Below are 23,602 nucleotides of genomic sequence, written 5' to 3' on the forward strand. Positions count from 1 at the left end.
GCAACATATCAATAAAATCAACAGGCTTTTTGTCTCTTTACTGCTACACTTAGGTTGTTGTGTAAAATATAGTCCTATTAGTGGACACAGCAAGGAGACTAATAAATGAAAAGCCCAAGAATTTTGGCGTGTGTGGCAGTGTTGTTGGGTAGCTTATCGCTATCCGCTTGTTCCACACTGATGGTTAATCCGTTTAAACAGCAGACAGATGCCGAAAGCCCGGCACCTGCATTTGCGCCCGCAACGACTAGCATTCGGGTAGAAACCAAGCCTCCTGAACCCAAGGGGCAGCAGGAAGTGGAAATTAATATCGGCAATAATAAGCAATGTACCACTTTCTGCGCCTTGCCGCTGCGCCAGCCACCGTTGAATTAAGAGCTGCAAGACAGCATCGAACAGCCCGCCTTGTGCCGTGCCCATTCAGGGCGTTTCTCGGCAAACTTTGCATATTGCGCTTGCTCGGCATACGGGTGACGCAACACGTCTAACAATTCTGTGATCATGCTGCTATCGCCAGCCGTGGCTTGGTCGATGGCTTGTTGTGCGAGGTAATTGCGCAGCACAAACCGTGGATTCACGGCATTCATGCGCTGGCGGCGTTCCGCGTCAGGCAGACAATCACGCTGCAAACGCTGGCAGTATTGCTGCAACCACTGCTCCCATTCTGCATGATATTGCTGCAATAAATCGTCGCGGTAAAACGCTGGGTAAAGCGGTGCAAGCGTGGGCTGCTGCACATCCAATAATGCAAGATTGCGGAAGAACAGCGTCATGTCCACTTCGGCCTTATGCAGCAGCTCAAACGCGCCATTGATCCACGGCGCATCTTCATCCGACAATTCCTTGATACCGAATTTAGCCGCCAGCATTGCGCCGAAGGTTTCACTGTAGGTGTCGGCGTACACTTGCGAACCGGCATCCAACGCGCTGGCATCGGCAATCACGGGTTTTAGCGCATCTTTTAAACGCGCCAGATTCCAGTGACCGATGTAGGGTTGTTGCCCGTAGCTGTAACGTTTGCCTTGCGCGTCGGTGGTGTTGGGTGTCCACATCGGGTCATAATCTTCCAGCCAACCGTAAGGGCCGTAGTCGATGGTCAGGCCGAGAATCGACATATTGTCGGTGTTCATCACGCCATGCACGAAGCCTACGCGCATCCAGTGCGCAATCATTACCGCCGTGCGGCGGCAGATTTCCAAGAACCATTGCCCACGTTTTGCTTGCGTATCGCCGTGCAGTTCGGGGTAATCGCGAGCGATGGTGAAATCCACCAATTGTTCTAGCAAGCCGATGTCGCCGCGTGAGGCGGGCAGTTCAAAATTGCCAAAGCGGATAAATGAGGGGGCGACGCGGCAGACGATGGCACCGGGTTCGACCTGCGGATTGCCATCGTAAAACATGTCCCGCATTACGCCGTCACCCGTGGCGACGAGGCTGAGGGCGCGCGTGGTGGGAATGCCAAGGTGGTGCATGGCTTCGCTGCACAGGAATTCGCGCACCGAGGAACGTAATACTGCGCGTCCGTCAGCGCGGCGGGAATAGGGGGTGGGGCCCGCGCCTTTGAGTTGCAATTCCCAGCGTTCGCCCGCGCTGTTAATGGTTTCGCCGAGGCTCATGGCGCGTCCATCGCCTAATTGCCCTGCCCAGCCGCCGAATTGGTGTCCGCCGTAGCAAGCGGCGTAGGGCTGCATTCCTGCCATGAGTTGGTTGCCGCCGAAGATTTTGGCAAAATCGGGGTGTTGGATGTCGGCATCTGTCCAACCCAGCAGTGCGGCTACTTCGGGTGAATAAGCCAGCAATTGCGGATTGGCTACCGGCGTGGGTTGCACGCTTGACCACAGTGCATCGTACACTTGGCGCGGCATTTTGATTTTATCGGTGTCGCCGGGGAGTTCGCGCACGAAACGGTTGTCGAAATTTAAGGAGTGCATGGGAAATCCTGTTGGTGGAATGCTTACAAGCAAAGCAGATGACGAGGGGCGTGTCGAGAAGCCGTAATACGTGGGGTGGATTGCTTTTTTCCATAAAAAAAGGAGTGCCGAGGCACTCCCTTCAAATCCGTTGTTAGAAATATTATCTTCGGCGGAGGATATTATTATTTCAATGCATCAGCAGCCAACGGCTTCATTTCTACTGCGCTGGCAGCGACTTCTTTGCGCATGGCATCAGGCATTGGGATCAAGCCTTTGTCAGCTAAATAACCATCATTGCCCCACGCGTCTTCGCTAGTGAATTCAGCAACGAATTCTTTGATGCCTTTCACTTGATCAACGTGCGCGTTTTTCACGTACATGAACAATGGGCGTGACACAGGGTAGCTGCCGTCAGAAATGCTTTCAAACGTTGGGGCAATACCACCAACTTTGGAGCCTTTCACTTTGTCGTTGTTTTGTTCCAAGAAGCTGAAACCAAAAATGCCTACTGCATTCGGGTTAGCGCCCAGTTTCTGTACGATCAGGTTGTCATTTTCACCGGCTTCGATGTAAATGCCATCTTCACGCATGGTTGTACAAGCCGCTTTGTGCTCTTTTTCTTTCGCTTTGGATTCGTCAGCTTTGCCGTCTTCTTTCAGCTTTTTGTATTCGTCATGGATCTTGTCCAGTGCTTCAACGCCTTTACAGCCGCCTTCCATGACCATTTCAGAGAAAGCGTCACGTGTGCCGGAAGTTGGCGGCGGGCCTAATACTTCAATTTTTGCATCAGGCAGGGCTGGGTTGACTTCTTTCCATGTTTTGTAAGGGTTGGCAACCATTTCGCCTTTGTCGTTCGGTACGGTTTTTGCCAACGCCATGAACATGTCTTTCAGGCTCAGGTCATAATCAGCCGCGCTTTTTGCGTTAGCAATCGCGATGCCGTCGAAGCCAACTTGTACTTCAGTGACTTTATCAACGCCATTTTTAGCGCAATCGTCCAGCTCGCTTTTCTTCATGCGGCGTGACGCGTTAGTGATGTCAGGGGTGTCGACGCCAGCGCCAGAACAAAACAGTTTGAAACCACCACCTGTACCAGTGGATTCAACTTTTGGTGCTGGATTGCCAGTTTTCTTAGCAAACGTTTCCGCAACACTTGTAGAGAAAGGGTAAACAGTGGAAGAACCCACGATTTCGATGTTGTCACGCGCTTGTACAGCAGTAGCAGAGAGCGCCAAGGCAGCAGCGATCGCCAGAGTAAGTTTCTTCATTTGTAATGTCTCCAATGTTTTAAATCAGTCAGTTTCAATCAGTGTCAGTGTTGAACTGCTATAAACTATAGGCGCTGAATATGACGGCTTTGTGACAAACACAAAAAAATACGGTTATGCTCTTTCGCTAAAGAATGTAACCCAATAACCTCCAATAATCTGAAATTAGGGAAATAAAATGAAGCGACTGCGCAGAATAAGACGGTTGATTCGCTTGGCGACGCATGTGTTGGTGGGAGTGCTCATCACGGTATTGTTTGCTGGAATTTGGCACCCTGCTTTTTATCCACGCTTGGTAAGCTGGTGGCTAGGTAAGGCGGGGCGGATTGTTGGGGTAACGGCTAAAGTGGTCGGCAAGCCTGCTGAACAGGCGGTATTAATGGTGGCTAATCATATTTCGTGGTTGGATATTCCCCTGTTGGGCGGGGTTACTAACGCCCGTTTTTTGTCCAAACAGGAAGTGCGGCAATGGCCGGTCATCGGTTGGTTGGCGGCAAAGTCTGGCACTTTGTTCATTACGCGGGGTAAAGCGGGAGCAGCCGCACAAGCGGCCACGACCATTTTGCAGGCTTTGCAGGCTGGAAATTCGGTGTTGTTATTCCCAGAGGGCACCACGACTACCGGCGATAACGTGGGTACTTTCCATGCGCGTTTATTTGCGCCAGCGTTTGACGTGAATGCTGCGGTGCAACCCATTGTCGTGCGTTATCCGGGGTTGGACGGTTTGACGCATCCGGTCGTACCGTATGTCGGTCAACAATCCTTATGGGATAATCTGAAAGCGTTGCTGGCAGAGACGAATATTCAGGTAGAAATCCATTTCTTGCCCTTGATTACTACCACTGGCACTGATCGTAGGGCGCTGGCGGCAGCCTGTGAGCAACAGATTCGCGCAGTGATTAATGCGAATTGCCGCGACTTAAGCGATCGGTGAGGGCATATAACACGCCAGACACCACAAAAGTCACGTGTATGCCGACCATCCACGCCAATTCTTGGGTGGTGGGGGCGTAGGGTGTACCCAGTGCCATAAACGATTTGAGCAAATCAATCCCTGAAATGGCGACGATAGAGCCGATGAGTTTGAGTTTTAAATCGCTGAAACCAATATGCCCCATCCAGTCGGGGCGGTCCGCGTGACCGTGCAGGTCTTCCATTTTGGAGACAAAGGTTTCATAACCGCTAAAAATCATAATGATCAGTAAGTTCATGATCAGGGAAATGTCCACCAGTGAGAGAACGCCAATGATAATGTCGTCTTCGCTGGCGGTTAGAGCGCCAGTGGTCAGCACCCATAAGACTTTCGCCGCTTTAACCAATAATACGCCCAGTGCAACCACTAAAGCTAAGTAGACGGGGGCAAGCAGCCAACGACTAGTGAATAGGAAGTGTTCAAAAAAACTTTCGATGTATTTCATGGTGACTGTTGCTTTATTGCTAGGTTAAGAATGGGCGCAATCATAGGGGGTGTCGTGGGCAGTGGCAATAAGCGTGGCGGCATTCTGCAAAATGCGGGATGATAGAAGCCCTTTGGACTGATGCGATGACGGAGCTTATGGATTTCAATCACGCCGAATTGTTGACGATTAAGGATTATATTCGTTGGGGCGCGAGCCGTTTTGCTGAGGCGGAATTGAGTTTTTCCCACGGCATGGCGTCGCCATTTGATGAGGCGGCGTATTTGGTATTGCATACGCTGCATTTGCCGGTGGATACGCCCGATCTGTATTTCGACAGCCGCCTAACCAGCCATGAACGCCAAGCGGTGGCTGACATCGTGCAACAACGGGTAGAAACGCGCAAACCGGCGGCTTACTTGACCAACGAAGGCTGGTTTTTGGGGCTGCCGTTTTACGTGGATGAAAATGTGCTGATTCCGCGTTCACCGATTGCGGAGTACATTGAAAAGCAATTCGCGCCTTGGATTGAGCCACCGCAAGTCCACACGATTTTGGATCTTTGCACTGGCAGTGGTTGCATTGGGATTGCTTGCGCCTATGCTTTCCCCCATGCGCGGGTCGATTTGAGCGATATTTCTTCGTGGGCGTTGGAAGTGGCGCACATTAATATTGAACGCCACAATTTAGCGGGGCAGGTTGAAGCGTTTGAATCGGATTTATTCGAGAACCTGCAAGGGCGGCAGTACGACATTATTGTGAGTAACCCGCCGTATGTGGATGCGGAAGACATGGCAGCCTTGACCCCGGAATTCTTACACGAACCCGCAGAGCTGGCGTTAGCGTCTGGTGTGGATGGCTTGGAACACGCACGGCGTATTTTGCGCGATGCTGCCGATCACCTTACCCCGAATGGGATTTTGGTGGTGGAAGTGGGGAACAGTCAGTATGCGCTGCAAGCCGCTTACCCCGATGTGTTATTTCATTGGTTGGAGTTTGAGCGCGGCGGTGATGGAGTCTTCCTGCTCACCGCCGATCAAGTACGGGAATTAGCTGTTGCTTAGACGCTATTGGTAGGAATAGTACGAGCTGTTACTGCCGCCGGTATACGGGTAGGTGGTGCTAGTGCCGGTGCTGGCGGGGGCGTTGTAGCAACTGGCTTTTTGCGCTTCCGGCAAGTTTGTAAGTGGCGTGAACCCTTGCGCTAAGGCGGCATTCATCGAATTGCTGCTGATGGTGAAGATATTGATTCTTCCATCAGTTGTGCCGCAGAGCGCGGAGTACATGCGCCCGTCCGTGCCGCAACTGGTGCTGGTGACAATCGCGCCACCGGCTTGGAGTTGACGCTGCATTTCCGCTAATGGTGTGCCGCCGCCTTCGCATTGGCGTGACCCTTGGTATTTGTAAACATCCACGTAAGTGACCGGCATCGGTGTTGCAGGTGGGTAAGTGGGCACACCCCACGGGTTAAACGGGTCAACATACATTCCGTTTGGTACACACGCACTCAACAACACACTGCCAGCCAGCATTGCTACACCGCTAAAACGCATCGCGCTCATAAAATACTCCTTACACTCATGATTATACTTAGCTTTGACTGGGCATTAGGGCTTTCAGTTCCTGCCCGCTAAAATGGTAAGTACACACAATGTTAAGAGGCATGGCACGCATGGCAACACCTTCAGTCGCTTGGTTGGTTGGCGCGAGTTCCGGCATTGGGCAAGCGCTCGCGTTTGCGTTGGCGGAGGCGGGTTGGAATGTAGCGATCAGTGCACGCCGCATTGAGCCATTGCAGGCGATGCAAACCCGCAACGCTCTGCTGACACCTTACCCGCTGGATGTGACCGATGCGCACGGTTTGCATGAGGCGGCGGCGGCGATTACCCGTGAACTCGGTGAGATTGACTTGTGCGTACTGAATGCGGGCGATTACACCCCGATGCCGTTGGACGCTTTCGACCCAGCGTTATTTCGTAAGCTGTGTGAAGTGAATTATTTGGGCACGGTCAATGGCTTGGATGCGATTTTGCCGTTGATGTTGGCGCGGGGGCGTGGGCAAATCTTGCTGACGGCGAGTATTGCGGGGTATCGCGGTTTGCCAAAATCCGCGCCTTACAGTGCCAGCAAAGCGGCAGTGATTAGCTTGGCGGAATCGTTACATCTGGAATTGAAAGCGCGGGGTGTGTTGCTGCGGGTGGTCAACCCCGGTTTTGTGCGTTCGCCACTGACGGATAAAAACGACTTCAAAATGCCGTTTTTGATGGAGGCAGAGGACGCGGCGCAAGCGATTATGCGTGACTTGCCGCGCCAGAATTTCGAGATTGTGTTTCCGAAACGCTTTGCGTATTTGATGAAACTGTTGCGTATCTTGCCGTATGGGTTGTATTTCAAACTGACGAAGGGGGCGGCGTAATGGAACATGTGAAGCGTTATTTGCACACGTTCACGACCTTGCAGGCAGACAGCTTGGAGCGTTTGGCGGGGATTTTTGCAGCGGATGCGCGGTTCAAAGACCCGTTTAACGATGTGCGCGGCTTGGCGGCAATTACGCGGATTTTTGCGCACATGTTTGCGACCACCCAGCATTCGCGCTTTATGATTGTGGATCATGCGTTGGCGGGTGATACGCTGTTTATTCGTTGGGATTACCATTTTCAAACCTTGAAAGGTGAGCGTTGGGAAATCCCGGGTACGAGTGTGGTGCGCTTTAATGCTGAAGGCTTGGCGGTCGAGCATGTCGATTATTGGGATCCGGCGGAGCATATTTACAGCAAGTTGCCGGTGTTAGGGTGGGGGATGCGTTGGTTGCGGGGGAAGTTGACGGCGGGGTAATATGCCGGTTCTTTCATCACGGGCAACGCATGGCATGAATATCGACACGCTGGAACAGAATCTACGCAAATTGGTGACAAACCCTGACCCTGACCAGTTTCTGTATGAGTTGTTACTGGCGTATGAGCAGCCGCGTGCGTCCATCACCCGTTTGCAAAAGGGCGATTACAACCTCGCCAAACGTGGCACTGATGTGTTATGGAAAAAGAAAGTGTATTTCAGCCATGAACGCCATTTGGATTTGCACGCGCTGATTGATGCTATCCAGCAAGATACGGCGATTACGCGCCATGCGCCCCGCTTCTTAATCGTGACCACTATGCAGCATCTGGTGGCGGTGGATACCAAAACGCAGGATACGCTGGATATTGAATTGGTGGATTTGCCCAAGCATTTTGATTTCTTTTTGCCCTGGGCGGGGATGGAGAAACAGCAATTCCAAAGCGAAAATCCGGCGGATGTGAAAGCGGCGGAGCGCATGGGGCGGCTGTATGATTTGATCCATGCCGACAATAAGGCCTTTGATCGCCATGCCTTGAATCTGTTTTTATCGCGCTTGTTGTTTTGCTTTTTCGCGGAAGATACCGGCATTTTTAGCGACAACCAGTTTACCAATGCGGTGGGGTCGCACACGGCGGACGATGGCAGCGATTTGTCGAATTATTTGCAGAAATTGTTTCGGGTGTTGGCGTTGCGGGAACGGGGCGAGTTTCCGGCGTTTTTGCAGGCGTTTCCGTATGTGAATGGCGGTTTGTTTGAGAAGGATTATCCGGTTCCGCAATTCAGTGCTAAATCACGTAAGCTGATTTTGGAATGTGGGGCGTTGAACTGGAAGGCGATTAATCCCGATATTTTCGGTTCGATGATTCAGGCGGTGGTGCATGATGAGCAGCGTAGCCATTTGGGGATGCACTATACCTCGGTGGTGAATATCATGAAGGTGATCGAGCCGCTGTTTTTGAATGAATTGGCGGAGGAGTTGGGGAAGGCGGCGGGGAATGAGGGCAAGCTGGTGAAATTGCTGGATCGGCTGTATCACTTGCGGATTTTTGATCCGGCGTGTGGGTCGGGGAATTTCCTGATCATTGCGTATAAGGAATTATGCAAGCTGGAGATTGCGATTTTCCGCGAATTGCAGGGGTTGAATACCAAGTGGAAGACGGCAAAATCCGGCATTCGGTTGACGCAATTCTACGGGATTGAATTGGACGATTTCGCGCACGAAACCGCCAAGCTCTCCCTGTGGTTGACTGAGCATCAAATGAACATGGCATTCCGTGAAGTGTTTGGCGATGCCAAGCCTACGCTACCGTTGCAAAGCGGCGGCAACATCGTCTGCGGCAACGCCACCCGCCTCAACTGGGAAACCGTCTGCCCCAAAGACCCCGCCCACGAAACCTACATCCTCGGCAACCCACCCTACCTCGGCTCAAAAGTACAGGAAAAAAGCCACAAAGAAGATATGGCGTATGTATTCGATCAAGTAAAGAATTATAAGGACTTGGATTATATTGCCTGTTGGTTTTATAAATCAGCGAAATATATAGAAAAAATCCCATCAAAGTTTGCATTCGTAACAACAAACTCTATTTGTCAAGGCAATCAAGTTGCCATGTTATGGACTGAAATGTATAAATTAAAAAAAGAAATATATTTCGCGCACAATTCTTTTAAGTGGGTGAATAATGCCAAAGGGAATGCTGGAGTTACGTGTGCAATCATTGGAATGCGAAACTTATCAAATGATTCAAAAATACTGTTTACTTTAGGCGCTGCCAAAGTGGTTAAAAATATCAATCCCTATCTTGCTTCTGGTAGTAATATAATTGTTTCCAGAAGAACAATGCCAATTTCTAGTTTTCCGAAAATGGATCTAGGCAATATGCCTGTTGATAACGGAAATTTGATTTTTTCAGTAGAAGAGAGAAACGGTTTGGTATCAAAATACCCAATGCTTTCTTATTTTTTTAAGAAGCTGTATGGTTCAAGTGAATTCATAAGAGGAACTACTAGATGGTGCTTGTGGTTGAATGACAATGATAGAAATACAGTTGAAAATATTCCAGAAATTAAAAAAAGAATAGAAGATGTCAGAAGATTTAGAGAAAAAAGCAAAGACTCTGGTACTAGAAAACTTGCAGAAAGATCGCACCAGTTTCGTGAAATGAAAGAAGCAACTAATGAGCTTTTATTGATTTCTCGTGTTTCATCTGAATTAAGAACCTACATTCCGATGGGCATTTTAGATAATCAGTGCGTTGTTGCAGATGCACAGGTTATTTATGACCCACCGACGTGGATATTTGCGGTGATTTCGTCGCGGATGCACATGACTTGGGTTCGAGCGGTTGCTGGACGTTTAGAAACACGAATTCGGTATTCGTCGTCGCTTTGTTATAACACGTTTCCGTTTCCTGATATTTCGGCAAAGCAAAAAGAGAAGCTGGAAGATCACGTCTTCCGCGTCTTGGATGAGCGCGAAAAACACCCCGAAAAGACGATGGCGCAACTCTACGACCCCGACAAAATGCCCGCAGCCCTCCGCCAAGCCCACCACGACATGGACATCGCCATCGAGCAATGCTACCGCGCCAAACCCTTCACCAACGACGAAGAACGGCTGGAGTATTTGTTCACGTTGTATGAGGCGATGATCGCCAAGGAGAAAGCGCGGGGATGATTGTGGAAAAATGATGGCATCAGTGCTACCATTTAACCCATGAATATTATCCTAGACACCAATATTTTCCTTGGCGCATGTATCGGTCAAGGCAACGCCAATAAGCTGGTTAGTCGTTGTTTACAAGGCGATTTCTCCCCACTAATGGGGGCTGCGCTATTAGCAGAATACGAAGACGTACTAGGGCGTGATCACCTATTCTCCAAAGCGCGTCTAAACCATGACGAACGGGCGGAATTGTTAGACATCTTCCTCTCCCATTGCCAATGGGTGCGGATTTACTACGCATGGCGACCCAACTTAAAAGATGAAGGCGACAATCACTTAATTGAACTAGCTGTTGCCGGAAATGCCCGTTATCTAGTGACTTACAACCTTAGGGATTTCAAACAGATGGAGTTGAAATTCCCCGAAGTCTGCATTTGTTCACCCGAACAATTTTTTGAAGAGGTGCAATCATGAGCGCAATTACTTTACGTTTACCCGATGACAACCATCAACGCCTGAAAACACTGGCGGAAATGCGTGGGATGAGCATCAACCAGCTATTGAATGAAATGACGACGCTGTTATTGGCTGACTTTGACGCAGAAACACGCTTTCGGCTACGTGCAGCACGCGGGCGCGACAAAACCGAACGCGGTTTGGCACTGTTGCGCAAAGCGATGGGTTGAAAACGGGTTCGAGTGAGGTACAGCATGAAAGACGAATACGATTCTACCGGAAAATCCCAGTTCAGACAAAAGGGGCTTAACAATGAAATGTTTGATGGTACGCCAACCGTGGGCCAGCCAAATTGCTGACGGCAGCAAGACTGTGGAAATCCGCAGTTGGCACTACGCCCACCGTGGCGATTTGCTGATTGGTGCCAGCAAGAACATGGCAGGGCAACGGATGCGGGATGACACGCTTTACCCCTCCGGCATGGCAATAGCGCACGTCAAGTTGGTGGATTGCGTACCGTTTAATGCTAAACAACACGGCAAAGCCGCAGGCTGTGACCGTGAAACCGCGCAAGATTGCGAAGATTCCGGTGATTGGGCATGGATTTTGGCAGATGCGCGTGCCATCGAACCTTTCCCAGTCAAAGGTCAGGTCAAACCGTTTGAGGTGGATTACGATGGCGACGCTGGAAGAGGGCGACCGCCGGTCGCCCCTACAGAATCTCCCCGTAGGGGCGTATTGCATACGCCCTCTTCTGTGGTTGCCCCCACCAATCTTGTCAACGTCACCTACGCTCAAACCGGCAATAGCATCGCGCTTGACCGCATGGGAATGCGTGAAATGCAAGCCAAGGCGTTTCTGGCGCGTGACGCGCAATACCTGTTGCTGAAAGCCCCGCCAGCCTCTGGCAAATCCCGCGCTCTCATGTTTCTGGCACTGGATAAACTGTTCAATCAAGGCGTACAAAAGGTGATTGTCGCCGTGCCGGAACGTTCCATCGGTGCCTCGTTTGCCAGTACCCGCTTGACTGCCCACGGGTTCTTTGCGGATTGGGAAGTGAATGACGCTTACAACTTGTGTACGCCCGGTGGTGAGCCCAGCAAGGTCAAGGCTTTCGGCAAGTTTTTGGATGACGCGGCGGCGACGATTTTGATTTGTACCCACGCCACTTTGCGTTTTGCCTTTGATGCGGTGGAAGAAAGCCGTTTTAACCGCGTGCTGCTGGCGATTGATGAATTTCATCACGTATCGGCGGATGTCGATAACCGTCTCGGTGAAGTGTTGCGCTCGGTGATGAGTCATACCACCGCGCATATTATCGCCATGACGGGTTCGTATTTCCGTGGGGATAGCGTGCCGGTGCTGCAAGCGGAGGATGAAGCTCGCTTTAGCAAAGTGACCTATAACTATTACGAGCAATTGAACGGTTATACCCATTTGACAACATTGGGGATTGGCTACCATTTTTATCAGGGGCGTTATCTGAGCGCGATTGCGCAGATTTTGGATACTGATAAGAAAACCATTTTGCACATCCCCAATGTCAATGCGGGTGAGTCGACCAAGCAAAAGCACGATGAGGTCAATTACATTCTTGATGCTATCGGTGAGGTGGAAAAGCAGGATTCCGCGACGGGGGTGTTATTCGTGCGCCGCAAAACCGATGGCAAGGTTATTAAAGTGGCGGATTTGGTGAACGATAATCCCAAAGACCGTGACAAGATCGTCGCTTACCTGCGCACTCTCAATAGCCCCGATGATATGGATTTGATCATTGCGCTGGGGATGGCGAAAGAAGGTTTCGACTGGCCTTTTTGCGAACACGCACTGACGGTGGGTTATCGCGGCTCGTTGACCGAAATCATTCAAATTATTGGGCGTGCTACCCGCGATAGCCCGAACAAAACCCATGCGCAATTTACCAACCTGATTGCGCAGCCGGATGCGGCGGACGGCGAGGTGAAGCTGTCCGTCAATAATATGCTGAAAGCGATTACCGCCTCGCTGTTAATGGAGCAAGTGCTTGCGCCTAATTTTAAATTCAAGACCAAGCACCCCGATGATACGCAAACCCCAGAAGTGGGGACTATCCACATTCGTGGTTTCAAAGAGCCGACCTCTATGCGGGTAAAAGCGATTGTCGCGTCGGACTTGAACGATTTAAAGGCGAGTATTTTGCAAGACAGTACCTTGCTGAAAGTGCTACCAGGCGAGTTTATTGACCCAGAAGTGATTAACAAGGTGCTGATTCCACGGGTTATTCGCACCAAATACCCCGATTTGAACGATGAACAGGTCGAGGAAGTGCGCCAGCACGTCGTGGCGGATTCCGCTATCAAAAACGGTGAAATCAAGGATGTCGGCGATAAGAAGTTTGTGCGCATGGCGGGCAAATTCGTCAATATCGAAGATTTGCACATTGATCTGATTGACCGCGTGAATCCGTTCCAGAAAGCGTTTGAAGTGTTATCCAAATCGGTGACGGCTTCCTTGCTCAAAGTGATTCAGGAAACCATTGATGCGGGGCGCATTCAGATGACCGATGACGAGGCGGTGATTCTATACCGGGATAAAATCGGCGCGTTTATGCAGCAACACGGGCGTGAACCGCATATCAACGCTTCTGACCCGCTGGAAAAGCGCATGGCGGAAGCCTTGGTGTATTTGCGCAATAAACGCCGCCAGCAACAAGCCCAACAAGCAGCACAGGCGAATCCGGCATGATTGACTTTGATAAGGAAATGCAAGCCATTCTGCACAATGATCCCTTGGGGTTGCTGAGTGTAACCGCCAAAGCCAGCAATAGCGTCTCTGCCGATGAACGCTTGTTGGCAGCGTTTGAGGAAATCAATACGTTTTTTGCACAACATGGGCGTGAGCCTGCCGCCAGTCGTGATATTCAAGAACGTAAACTCTATAGCCGCTTGCAAAGTTTACGTGCTGACCCCGAAAAAGCGCTTTCCTTGCAAAGCGTTGACCGTTTTGGTTTGTTGGCGGGGATTACGCTTCCTAATATAACCACCATTGAAACGGTCGCGGATGTTTTGGATGATCCGCTGGGTTTATTAGGGGGCGCATCCGCCGAGGAAACGGTTGCGGACAGTATTTTGCAATTGCAGCATGTCAGCGTAATACCCCGCGCCAGCAGTGCGTATGTCGCCAAGCGTAAGCCGTGTAACCCGGCTGAGTTTGCGGCGTATGAAGCCGAGTTTAAGCAGGTACACCGCGAATTAGCCACAGGGAAACGCAAACTGTTGCCTTTCACGGATAAGGGCGAGCAATTGGTAGATGGCGCTTATTATGTGTTGGATGGCATTTTGCTCAAAATGGTGAGCGTCCACTTCACTTCAACAGAAAAAACGGTGAATGGCAGGCGTTACCGCAAAGACGGGCGCACGTATTGCGTGTTTGAAAACGCTACGGAATCGAACATGCTCTACCGTTCCCTGGCGAAAGCGCTGTATCAAATGGGTTATATCGTCACCGATACCGAAGCGGAAACGCACGCCCGTTTTAGCGCGGGCTTTGCCGGAGTCAGTGAAACCGGCACACAGACTGGGGTGATTTATGTGTTGCGCTCTTTGAGTCGCAACCCGGCTATTCTGGAATTGCCTTATCTGCACAAAATTGGTTTTTCCAGTCAAGCGCTTGCACAGCGTCTGAAAAATGCAGTGCAAGAGCCAACCTATTTGCTGGCGGAGGTCGAGGTGGTGGCGGAGTACCAGACTTATGACCTGAACCCACAGAAGCTGGAATGGCTCCTGCACACCCTGTTTGCCGAGGCGTGCTTGAGTCTGGATATATTTGATGCGGCAGGGCAGCGGCATAGTCCCCGCGAGTGGTTTGTGGTACCACTCACGGTGATTGATCAAGCGATTCGTTCATTGCTCACAGGACAAATTGTGCATTACCAATATGATACTAGTGAGCAATGCTTAGTGTTGCGTCGCTCATAGCCCGGTAAGCAACTGTTCCCGCAATTCCTGCGCAATCGGCTGCTTTTCGCCTAACCAAATACCGAAATACACTTGCGCAAACGCAGCCGATTTCACCTGTGTCACCGCCTTGCCATTCAATAGCAAGCTGGTGGCTTGTGTTTTGGTGTCATAGCACATTTGGTAAATGTCACCCGGTTTCACATCCACATACGCCGCGTGCAGTTGGTCAAGTTGCGGCTGAATCTTTGCCAGTGTCGCCGCGTCATGCTGGCGTTTCAACACGGTTTCGGCGGCAAGCGTGAATTTATCGGCGGTCAGTTCCACCGCATAGTCCAGCTTTAAACAGCGCGACACTGACGCATCCAGCACATTAGCGCGGGTTGCACCAGGGCTAACTGACAATTCCGCGTCATACACTTTGATAACACCCATGTACAACGCCTCGCCCTTACCAGCGGTCTGTAAGCCCGCCGGAATGTTTGCCCACACGCTCAGCGGTAAACAGCACAATGCCAGCAATAAACTTTTCCGTAACATCTCGCTACCCCTTATTTCTTCTGGAACGCAATGGTGACTTCACCCAAGGTGAAACCGAACTTGCTCATCTTTGCCCGATTCAGCAGTACGCCATCGGGTTGCAAATACATCCAATCATCGAAACTCACTTGCCACACTTTGCCATCCACCGGCAGATTCAAGTCATACCGCCAATTCAGCGCATTGCCGTAAGCCACGCCTTTGGCTTCACCGACCACATCCGCCGCACGTCCGCTGTAACCGTGGTCGCCTTGCTTGCGGATGCGCCAAACACGTTGCGATTTTTCGCCATCATTCCACACAAAATCTTCGGTCATCACCAACTCACCGTCGGGACTGACAGTGCCGTTAATATCGACCACGAATTGGCGTTTCAACGCGCCACCGCGATCCTGAAACACGCCCCAACCACGGGTATTGCCCTGAAAATAGGCAAAAAGGTCAAATTTTGGTTCAAACGTCGCGTAATCTTCAATCTTCATGTTGCTGCACCCGCTCATTGTGATGAGTAGAAGGGCGAGCAGAATAGAGCGCATTCGCATAACTTATCTCCCAATAATCCCGAAAATCGACTTCACTGAAGGGAAATCGCCACATGCGCCAAATTACCCAGCTTTTCAGCAAGACGGGTAGCCCGGCGTATAACAAAGCCATGGTTAGTAAGGTGGCATCAGTTTGCGAGGCAGCCTCTTGCACAAACCCCGCCCAATCCAATAACGGAAACGCGATCCCCACCGCCAAGGCGAATGCTAATTTCGTCAACAATCCCCACAAACCAAACAATAAGCCGGTTTGCGGATTGCCTTGATGCGCCATTTGCTGGGCAATATCGGCTTGCATTGACGCGGGCAAGGCCACATCTGCCCCCAATGCTAAGCCGCTGATCACACAAACCGCGAGAAACCCGTACACATCGCCCACACCCAAAAACGGCACCCACACAAACGCCGCCACCGACAATACAAGAGCCAATACCCACGCCCGACTTTTGTCGATGCGACGGGCGAGCCACAACCACAGCGGCAGACCAACAATACCGCTGAGGAAGTACACCATCAGCACAGTGCCGACCTGTTCCGGCGCTTGCAACACATGGGTCACAAACAAAATGAACAAGGTAGCAGGCAGGGCATTGGCTAAACTGTTAATAAAATAAGCGGGCAGCAACTGGCGTATCGCTGGATGTGCTGAGAGAATGCTACCCACTTTGCGCAACGGCGCGAACCGACGCACTTGGCGGCGTTCCACCAACCACACCAAGGCGGGAAAAAGACTTAAGGGCAACAACACCCACAACAGTTTGGCGAGGGTGTCGAGCGTGAGTGCAGTGTTATCCATCGAACCGACAAAAAACGGCAAGCTAATCACCACCACCGTGCCGAGTATGCCAAACACCTCGCGACTGGCGGATAAAGCACTTTTGCCGTGATAATCGCGGGTCATTTCCGACCCCCACGCTTGCCAAGGGATGCTGATCAATGTCCAACCCAAATACGTGACCATTGACCAAGTGAATAAATACAGCCCATCGACCTTACCGACAGGGCGTAGCAAATAATCCAGCCCGACCAGCAATAGCGGTATTCCCAATAAGATGAACAATTTGCGCCGCCCAATACGGCTGTTTACTTTGTCGTTCACCCAGCCAATCAGCGGATCAGTCAGCACATCAAAGCCACGTGCCGCCAGTAGCGCAATGCCAATCACCGTCAATGACAGATGCCACTCTTGCGCATAAAACGACGGCAAATACACGTACAACGGTAGGCCTAACATCGCCAGCGGCAGTCCCGGTAAGCCGTAAAACAGCAACTGGCGATAATAGGCCGATTTCATGACAGCGGTTTCTCCAGCGTTACCTGAACAACATCAAGGCGGTTCTCGGTAAAACCCGCTTCGCAATACGCGAGGTAATAACGCCATAAACGTTCAAAGCGCTGGTCATAACCCAGCGGGCGCAGTGTTGGCAGTGCGGCGACAAAACGCGCATCCCATTCCCGCAATGTTCGGGCGTAATCCTTACCAAAGCCGATGTGGTTGATTTGCTTAAGGCGACTATTCGCGACCAACTTTTCGAGCTTGGCAGGGCTTGGCAACATGCCGCCGGGGAAAATATAACGTTGAATGAAATCTGCCCGCGAACGGTACATGTCAAACCATTCATCGCCAATCGTGATGATTTGCAGCACTGCCCGTCCACCCGGTTTGAGATGACGGTGCAGCGTTTGGAAATAGGTTTCCCAATATTGTTCGCCCACCGCTTCAAACATTTCAATCGAGACAATGTGGTCGTAAGTGCCTTCTAGGTGGCGGTAATCGCGCAATTCCAGCACGGTTTGTGCGCCGAAGCGTTCCAAACGCTGTTGCGCCCAGGCCAATTGTTCGCTGGAAAGGGTAATGCCATGCACTTTGCAGCCCTGTTCGGCTGCCATTTCCGCGAAACCGCCCCAACCGCAGCCGATTTCCAGCACAGTTTGACCCGCTTGCACCTGCAATTCATCCAAAATCCGTTGGTATTTGGCACGTTGCGCCTGTTCTAAGGTTAAGTCGGGCGTGGTGTACAACGCTGACGAATACGTCATGCTGGTGTCTAGCCATTCGCGGTAAAAATCGTTGCCCATGTCGTAATGGTGGGCAATGTTCTTGCGGCTGTTGCGGACACTGTTGCGGCGTAGGCGGTGGAACCAGTTGGCCGGTTCGCGCAACAACTTGCGGTCATCCAATACTTTGCCAAATTGTTCCCAGTTGCGTAATAGCAAGGTCAGCAGGTCAACCGGGTGTTCACTCGACCAATCACCGGCGATGTACGCTTCACCAAACCCTAAATCGGCCTTGGTGAGGCATTTCAGGGCAAGGCGGAACGGGCGGTGAATGTGGATGCTGGCGTGCAATTCATCCGAGTGCCCCAACACATAGTATTCACCGTCCAAATGAATACTGAGCCGCCCGTGTTGGATGCGGGCAAGCGTTGCCAGCAACCAACGTTTCAGGGTCGGTAAATGATCAAAACTGGGTACTGACGGCGGGTTCAGGGTCGTCTCTAAGGGCATTAGGTTACGGTCTCCGTGGGGGGCGCAGGCTTGCTATACAACTTGCCGCCTTTTAGCCAGATTTTCAGGGCGTGCCAATGAATCAAGGTCATGACCTTGAGTGTCATGAAAGGCACGAGCGCAAATTGCCGCAGCAATACTGCCGTGCTAAAGGGTAAACGCTCCCCGCGCTGACTGGCAACTAGCATAAGTTCATCGCCTACGTACTCGTGAATTAGAATGTTCAGGTTATGGCTGAGCGGATGGATAAAGAATTCATAACGTGCGTCCATCCCGATAAACGGTGATACGTGAAACACCTTTTGCTTACTGCCCGTGATCACGGGGGCGCTGGTGTCGCTAGGTACGTCCAATAAATAATGATGGTGTTCGCCAAAGGTATTGCTCACTTCACCAATAACCGCCAACAGTCTCCCTTCAGGGTCATGGCAGAACCACAGACTTAATGGGTTGAAGCCATACCCCAAGATACGTGGCAAACACAGCAACTGGATGTTACCGATCGCACCGTCAATGCCATGATCGCGCAGCAACGTTTCTGCCCAGTCGCGCCAATTGCTGCCATTGTGTGCGCCATGGTCGCGCAGGTGAAGGCTGAATAGGTTAAAACGGTCGATGGAAAATAACGGGTTACGCCCAATTTCAGCGAGGCGGTCGATGTCTACCAACACACTAAAAACGCGATAGCTGAAACGGTAAGCCACCGGGAAACGCCGACTGTGCATGACTGTTGAGGGGAATACAGCCGCCGGTGCTTGCGTATTCATGGGGTAATCGCTCCAGCTATCGACACTGGAAGCACAGGCTGAGGAGTCGTCTCCTGTGCTTTGACCCAAACCGGGGTAATGCCAAAATCTTCGCAAACCTTCACTGCTGAGGCGATGGCATCTTCGTGAAAACCGTAGCGGTGATAACTGCCGCAGAACCACGAATGTTGTTGACCTTGCAGGCTGGTAAGCTGAGGTTGTGCGGCGCCAGCGGCTTGGTCGAAGATCGGGTGTTCGTAAGTCATTTCAGTGATGATGTTTTCGTCACGTGGCAACGCGTAAGGGTTGAGTGTCACGAAATAATCAGTGGTGGTGTCCAGCCCTTGCAGATTGTTCATCCAATACGTTGCGGTCATTTGTTGACGCGCATGGGCGTGTTCTGGTTGGCTGGTGGCAAGGTAATTCCATGATGACCATACTTTGCGGTTTACCGGCATAAGTCGGGCGTCGGTGTGCAAGTAAGTCCGGTTTTTTTCGTAACGGAAACAACTGAGAATGCGCTGTTCTGCCGGGCTAGGTTGCGCTAACAAAGCCAGCGCTTGATCCGCATGGCAGGCAAAAATCACTGCATCGAAGTCGAATTGCGTGGCATCAGTAAACACCCTGGCGTGGGTGTCGTTGCGTTCTACGCGTATTGCGCCGGACTGAGTAGTGATTTTGTCACCCATTTCAGCGAGAAGTTTGCGCACATAAAAAGAACTTCCTCCGCAAACAGTTCGCCACAGGGGACGGTTACGCAGATCGATCAAACCGTGATTGGCAAAGAAGCGGAGGAAGCTGAGCGCGGGAAACGTGAGCATGGTGTCGACCGGGCATGACCAAATGGCAGCCCCCATTGGCAACAGGTAATGTTCGCGCATGTCGCGTGAGAAACGGTGTGCGTCGAGCATTTCACCCAAGCTCAAATCAGGCAGCGTCGCAGAGTCAGCCAATAATTGATGCGCCACTTTATTAAAACGCATGATTTCACTGATTAAACGCCAGTGACGCGGATTAAATACATTTTTGCGCTGGGCAAACAAGGTATCGAGGTTAGAACCCGCGTATTCTAATTCGCCTTGGTTCAGTGAGAAGGCAAAGGACATATCGGTTTCACGCGTGGCAATGCCAAGTTGCGCAAAAAGACCGATTAAATTGGGGTAATTGCGCTCGTTGTACACAATAAACCCGGTGTCGACTGGCACAGTGCGATCTGCTTCAGATACTTCAATGGTGTGTGTGTGTCCGCCAATGTAATTATCCTTTTCAAACAAGGTAACGTCATACTGCTGGTGGAGTAGCCACGCGGAGGCTAATCCTGTAATACCTGAACCAATAATGGCAATCTTCTTCCTGTACATTTCCCGCATTCCTTGTCAAAACCTATACCTTATTTATACGATCAAGTATGCGATATGGACGTAGGAAACTGCTAGAAAACGAAGATTTTGTGGGGTTTATTAGAACTCTTTGGGCATAACTGTTCCCCACACCGCAAAAACCGGGTCGGAGAATGGCGTGGTACGACGGTGCGGATCGTTACTAGGGCGTGGCAAACCGCGTACTGATGTGGTGTGCAAATCAGTGAACTTTGCACTTTTTACAAAAAAATCCAACACCAAACCTTGACGCTCAAACGGGTGCATTTCAGTCCACAAGGTGGTGGCTTTGGGTGGGAACCAGCGAGTGGAAAATGCCACAATTACCAAGCCGCCGCTCCTGGTTACTCGCAGTGCGTCACGCATAACTTCCAGTGGTTGAGTCAAATATTCGACAGAAACCGTGCAAATAATCGCATCAAAAGTGCTGTCGGCAAACGGCAATTGCGGGTGTTGATTGAGGTCGTGAACGACGTGACGATGCAAGCGCGGATTAGCTGCAAGTTCTGCCGGATTCATGCCAAGCCCGGTGATTTCTACGTCTACTAGAGTATCGGGCAGGTGCGAAACGTGGCTGGTCATCAGGTCAAGAATTTGCATACCGGGGCGCAGCAAACGTTTGTATAAAGCAGTGACTTGCGTTAAAGCGGTGGTATCCAAATGATTAACGAAGCGCGGTGCCGTATAAAATTGCGCATCTGCCCGCTCATCCGCACGGGTGAAAGGATAAACCGCGTAATAATCGGTAGATACGCCGGGGTAGGGTGCTTGCATCCCCGCGCCGGTTTCGGTGAGCGCTTTAATGATTTCAGGGGCAATGGGGGCGTGTTCCGCCGCGCTGACACGCAACGCATAGGGCGCGAGAGGATGATTCACGTCAGCGGTTAAGGTGTTCGCTGTCAGGTTAATCAAACGAAACGGGCGAAATTCACTGCGGCTGCAACCCAATGCTTCCCACGCGTAAGCTTGCGGGTAAAAGCGCCCCGCGTGCGGTTCAACCGTAAGCTGGCGGTGCTGGGTAATGAACCGTTGGCGCGGAAATACCACAGGGGGAGTTTGATTAGGGCTTGTCAATTCACCGGCTGCGAATGTTGTTGCCGACACCTTGGCAGCGTTTCCTGTAGGCCGTTGACCAAACCAACAATCGTGGTGTGTAGCAATGCTGCTTTGCCACTCCAACGTAAACGCTTGGTATGAAGGGGTGGCTACATACACTGTGTATATCTCCTCAAAAGCTATACAGGATTATTTATCAAATGACACGTCACGTACATCATAATAACACTGGCAAATAACAACAGCCCTACACCGATCAACAGCGCGTAATCTTCCATCTGTAACAACAAGTATAGTAAACCGTACAATAACACTAACAGCAAAAACAGCAGGAAAGTTCGCCACCCATTGCGCAATATTACCCCGGTGTAAACCGTGATGCTGAGAATAGTCGCCGCCGCCGCCGCTACATAGGCATACAAAAAGCCAATGTGTTCCGCCGCCGCCAGCAATATCAAATAAAACAACGATAATGCTACGCCGACTAAGCCGTATTGCAGTACATGCAAGCGTTGTTTGAGGCTAATTTCAAACGCGAAAAACACCAAGAAAGTCATTCCAATAAACAGCGCCCCGTATTTTACAGCACGCTCAATTAAGGGGTAGAGCGCATCCGGTTCATCCAAACTCACCCCGGCACTGAAACTGCGTAAATCGTAAGTTTGCTGATCTTCCAGTACCCAATATTGCGGGTAGTTGCGCACAAGGTGGGGAATATTCCATGCGGCATTAAAGCCCGCTTCGGTAATGTCGTATTTGCTGGGCAGCAAATCACCTTGAAAGTTGGGATGCGTCCACGCTGAGGTCATGCGAATCGCGGTAGTTTGCCCCAAGGGTGCGAACAGTAAGCCATCACTGCCGCGCAGATTGAGTGTCAACTTGAATTCATTGGTGGGGGTGCTATCGGCATTGACGTTCAAAGGAATGTGAAAGCCAGAAGGCAGTAGCTTGCTCAACCGCGTGCCGGGTTGCATCTCGATGCGTCCGTCATTCCAAAAGAAGCTGGATGCGGTATCAATCGCGCGTTGATCCGTCAAGCCCAATGCGATGAAAGCTTTGTTCCACAGAATGCGTCGCTCACCTTCGCTCGATTGCAGCACTTGAGCGTGGTTAAACTTGCCACTCAAGCTAACGGTGGCGTTGTAGACAAGCGCATCGTAAATGCCTTGTTGACGGTGTTCCTCGTTAAGATTAGCGCGGATTTCAAGCGATTCAGGTAATAAAATAGCAGTACGGTCATTGAAAACATCCTTGCTAACCACACGACTTTCGCCGTTTTCATCGCTAATGGTGTCAACGCTGGTGAAGTGTTCCACATACGGCACAACCAAAACCGGGCCGATCAATGTTTGCTTGCCACCCCAACGTTCCGCTATACCGTTCAGCGCAGTTTGGTAATGCGCTTGGCGCTCTTTCACCACTTTGTCGACAAAAAACAGGGGAACCAACATCAGTAGTCCCAACAAGCTAACAACAATTGTGCGTAAACCCAATGATTGCGACCACTGGTATAGCACGGATTTGGGTAATTGCGGGGGAAGCTGCTCCGACATGGTTCTTATCCTAATATTGACCGCGCGGATAATAGCATGTTTTGCGCAGGAGCAACCTCACCCCGTGCGGTTTACTTGGCCTTGCATTCCGTTTTTGTGCCCGCGACTTTGCCGGTGAGCTTAAGGAAGTTTTCAAATGGCCCCATCACTTTCATGGCCTCCATCTTTGGGCCGGTGAATTTGAGCTTGCCCGTGCCCATCGCGCCCATTGCACCACAACCGAACTTGCCTTCGCCCATGCACGTCCAATCTGCATCAGTAGCGTGCATCAGGTAGTCGTAACTGGTTTCCATTTTTTTACCATCCGGTACTCCGCCGTAAGTGCACATGGCTTTATCAGTTTGCAAACCGATATTGAGCTGCACTTTGGTGCTTTCACCGCAATCCGTGCGGTACATTTGCACCAATTTATAGCCTCGACCGTTATCATTTTGAATCCATGAATAGCCGTCGTTCTCTTTCAGACCAGTGGTCAGTGTAGCGTCTGCGTTCCATGCATCACAGGCTTGTTTTGCCCAAGCTGCATCCATAAATTCGGCCGCTTGGCTGGTTGTTGTCACTAACATCAGTAGGCAGGATGCCAGAATTGTTTGTTTTAACATAGAAAATTTCCTCCTCATGGTATTCATGGTTTAGCATTGAGTTTTCCAATGCTAATTATTGGTTAAGTCAACAGCAATGGTATAACAGATAACGTTTGATGATGAAAGGTTCTTTTCATCACACTTTTTAACGAATCGGCTGTCTACACTAAGAGGTAGGCAGGAATTCAACATTAGTCGGTTTGCAGTCAATTGGCATTCGAC

The 23,602-nt window shown here is 50.8% G+C and carries 23 protein-coding genes; 10 read left to right on the plus strand and 13 right to left on the minus strand.

Annotation, left to right across the window (positions count from 1 at the left end; genetic code table 11):
- The first annotated feature begins 105 nt into the window (after nt 1–105).
- On the plus strand, nt 106–375 hold the full coding sequence (locus L3K52_11765; protein UOG90873.1) for a hypothetical protein: 270 nt from the start codon (nt 106–108) through the stop codon (nt 373–375).
- Here the strand turns inward: L3K52_11765 and L3K52_11770 are convergent.
- Nucleotides 372–1,931, minus strand: a complete 1,560-nt coding sequence (locus tag L3K52_11770) for a YdiU family protein (protein UOG90874.1) — start codon at nt 1,929–1,931, stop codon at nt 372–374. The genes L3K52_11765 and L3K52_11770 overlap by 4 nt on opposite strands.
- A gap of 164 nt (nt 1,932–2,095) precedes the next feature.
- Nucleotides 2,096–3,181: a substrate-binding domain-containing protein gene (locus L3K52_11775; protein UOG90875.1), complete on the minus strand. Its 1,086-nt coding sequence runs from the start codon at nt 3,179–3,181 to the stop codon at nt 2,096–2,098.
- Between the two features lie 178 nt (nt 3,182–3,359).
- Here L3K52_11775 and L3K52_11780 point away from each other — a divergent pair, with 178 nt between their 5' ends.
- Nucleotides 3,360–4,115, plus strand: a complete 756-nt coding sequence (locus L3K52_11780; GenBank protein ID UOG90876.1) for a 1-acyl-sn-glycerol-3-phosphate acyltransferase — start codon at nt 3,360–3,362, stop codon at nt 4,113–4,115.
- Here the strand turns inward: L3K52_11780 and L3K52_11785 are convergent.
- Nucleotides 4,081–4,599: a TIGR00645 family protein gene (locus L3K52_11785; GenBank protein ID UOG90877.1), complete on the minus strand. Its 519-nt coding sequence runs from the start codon at nt 4,597–4,599 to the stop codon at nt 4,081–4,083. The genes L3K52_11780 and L3K52_11785 overlap by 35 nt on opposite strands.
- Nucleotides 4,600–4,724: 125 nt before the next feature.
- Between L3K52_11785 and prmB the strand changes: the two genes are divergently transcribed.
- On the plus strand, nt 4,725–5,642 hold the full coding sequence (gene prmB / locus L3K52_11790) for a 50S ribosomal protein L3 N(5)-glutamine methyltransferase (GenBank protein UOG90878.1): 918 nt from the start codon (nt 4,725–4,727) through the stop codon (nt 5,640–5,642).
- Between the two features lie 3 nt (nt 5,643–5,645).
- Here the strand turns inward: prmB and L3K52_11795 are convergent, their stop codons facing one another.
- Nucleotides 5,646–6,140 carry a hypothetical protein gene (locus L3K52_11795; protein UOG90879.1) on the minus strand — a complete coding sequence of 165 codons (495 nt, stop codon included), beginning with the start codon at nt 6,138–6,140 and terminating at the stop codon, nt 5,646–5,648.
- Nucleotides 6,141–6,250: 110 nt separating this feature from the next.
- Between L3K52_11795 and L3K52_11800 the strand changes: the two genes are divergently transcribed.
- From L3K52_11800 to L3K52_11830, 7 genes are all read left to right on the plus strand, one after another.
- Nucleotides 6,251–6,994: an SDR family NAD(P)-dependent oxidoreductase gene (locus tag L3K52_11800; GenBank protein UOG90880.1), complete on the plus strand. Its 744-nt coding sequence runs from the start codon at nt 6,251–6,253 to the stop codon at nt 6,992–6,994.
- Nucleotides 6,994–7,413 carry a nuclear transport factor 2 family protein gene (locus L3K52_11805; GenBank protein UOG90881.1) on the plus strand — a complete coding sequence of 140 codons (420 nt, stop codon included), beginning with the start codon at nt 6,994–6,996 and terminating at the stop codon, nt 7,411–7,413. The genes L3K52_11800 and L3K52_11805 overlap by 1 nt, the downstream gene beginning before the upstream one ends.
- Before the next feature lies 1 nt (nt 7,414).
- Nucleotides 7,415–10,093, plus strand: a complete 2,679-nt coding sequence (locus L3K52_11810) for an N-6 DNA methylase (GenBank protein UOG90882.1) — start codon at nt 7,415–7,417, stop codon at nt 10,091–10,093.
- Nucleotides 10,094–10,132: 39 nt separating this feature from the next.
- Entirely contained in the window at nt 10,133–10,555 is a 423-nt protein-coding gene (locus tag L3K52_11815; protein UOG90883.1) for a putative toxin-antitoxin system toxin component, PIN family, read from the plus strand.
- Complete coding sequence (locus L3K52_11820; GenBank protein UOG90884.1) at nt 10,552–10,767, plus strand: toxin-antitoxin system HicB family antitoxin; 216 nt, start codon at nt 10,552–10,554, stop codon at nt 10,765–10,767. Before L3K52_11815 ends, L3K52_11820 begins: the two co-directional genes overlap by 4 nt.
- An 82-nt stretch (nt 10,768–10,849) precedes the next feature.
- Complete coding sequence (locus tag L3K52_11825; protein ID UOG90885.1) at nt 10,850–13,261, plus strand: ASCH domain-containing protein; 2,412 nt, start codon at nt 10,850–10,852, stop codon at nt 13,259–13,261.
- Nucleotides 13,258–14,493, plus strand: a complete 1,236-nt coding sequence (locus L3K52_11830) for a GIY-YIG nuclease family protein (protein ID UOG90886.1) — start codon at nt 13,258–13,260, stop codon at nt 14,491–14,493. The genes L3K52_11825 and L3K52_11830 overlap by 4 nt, the downstream gene beginning before the upstream one ends.
- Here L3K52_11830 and L3K52_11835 read toward each other — a convergent pair.
- The 9 genes from L3K52_11835 to L3K52_11875 form a co-directional block, all read right to left on the minus strand.
- Nucleotides 14,488–15,012 (minus strand): chalcone isomerase family protein, encoded by a 525-nt coding sequence (locus L3K52_11835; protein ID UOG90887.1) that lies wholly within the window; start codon nt 15,010–15,012, stop codon nt 14,488–14,490. The two genes, L3K52_11830 and L3K52_11835, sit on opposite strands and share 6 nt — an antisense overlap.
- Before the next feature lie 11 nt (nt 15,013–15,023).
- The gene (locus L3K52_11840) at nt 15,024–15,494 is read right to left on the minus strand and encodes a DUF3833 domain-containing protein (GenBank protein UOG90888.1); all 471 of its coding nucleotides are present in this window, start codon (nt 15,492–15,494) and stop codon (nt 15,024–15,026) included.
- On the minus strand, nt 15,484–16,848 hold the full coding sequence (locus L3K52_11845) for an MFS transporter (protein ID UOG90889.1): 1,365 nt from the start codon (nt 16,846–16,848) through the stop codon (nt 15,484–15,486). Before L3K52_11845 ends, L3K52_11840 begins: the two co-directional genes overlap by 11 nt.
- Nucleotides 16,845–18,062: a cyclopropane-fatty-acyl-phospholipid synthase family protein gene (locus L3K52_11850; protein UOG90890.1), complete on the minus strand. Its 1,218-nt coding sequence runs from the start codon at nt 18,060–18,062 to the stop codon at nt 16,845–16,847. The genes L3K52_11845 and L3K52_11850 overlap by 4 nt, the downstream gene beginning before the upstream one ends.
- Nucleotides 18,062–18,829 (minus strand): DUF1365 domain-containing protein, encoded by a 768-nt coding sequence (locus tag L3K52_11855; GenBank protein UOG90891.1) that lies wholly within the window; start codon nt 18,827–18,829, stop codon nt 18,062–18,064. Before L3K52_11855 ends, L3K52_11850 begins: the two co-directional genes overlap by 1 nt.
- Entirely contained in the window at nt 18,826–20,169 is a 1,344-nt protein-coding gene (locus L3K52_11860; GenBank protein UOG90892.1) for an FAD-dependent oxidoreductase, read from the minus strand. Before L3K52_11860 ends, L3K52_11855 begins: the two co-directional genes overlap by 4 nt.
- A gap of 99 nt (nt 20,170–20,268) precedes the next feature.
- Nucleotides 20,269–21,402: a class I SAM-dependent methyltransferase gene (locus L3K52_11865; GenBank protein UOG90893.1), complete on the minus strand. Its 1,134-nt coding sequence runs from the start codon at nt 21,400–21,402 to the stop codon at nt 20,269–20,271.
- Between the two features lie 20 nt (nt 21,403–21,422).
- Nucleotides 21,423–22,796, minus strand: coding sequence for a cell envelope integrity protein CreD (gene creD, locus L3K52_11870; GenBank protein ID UOG90894.1), 1,374 nt, complete (start codon nt 22,794–22,796; stop codon nt 21,423–21,425).
- A 71-nt stretch (nt 22,797–22,867) separates the two neighbouring features.
- A complete protein-coding gene (locus tag L3K52_11875; protein ID UOG90895.1) occupies nt 22,868–23,398 on the minus strand; it encodes an SCP2 sterol-binding domain-containing protein in 531 nt (176 codons plus the stop codon).
- Nucleotides 23,399–23,602: the final 204 nt, after the last annotated feature.

Origin of the sequence: Candidatus Thiothrix sulfatifontis (assembly GCA_022828425.1) — a bacterium.
GTDB lineage: Bacteria > Pseudomonadota > Gammaproteobacteria > Thiotrichales > Thiotrichaceae > Thiothrix > Thiothrix sulfatifontis.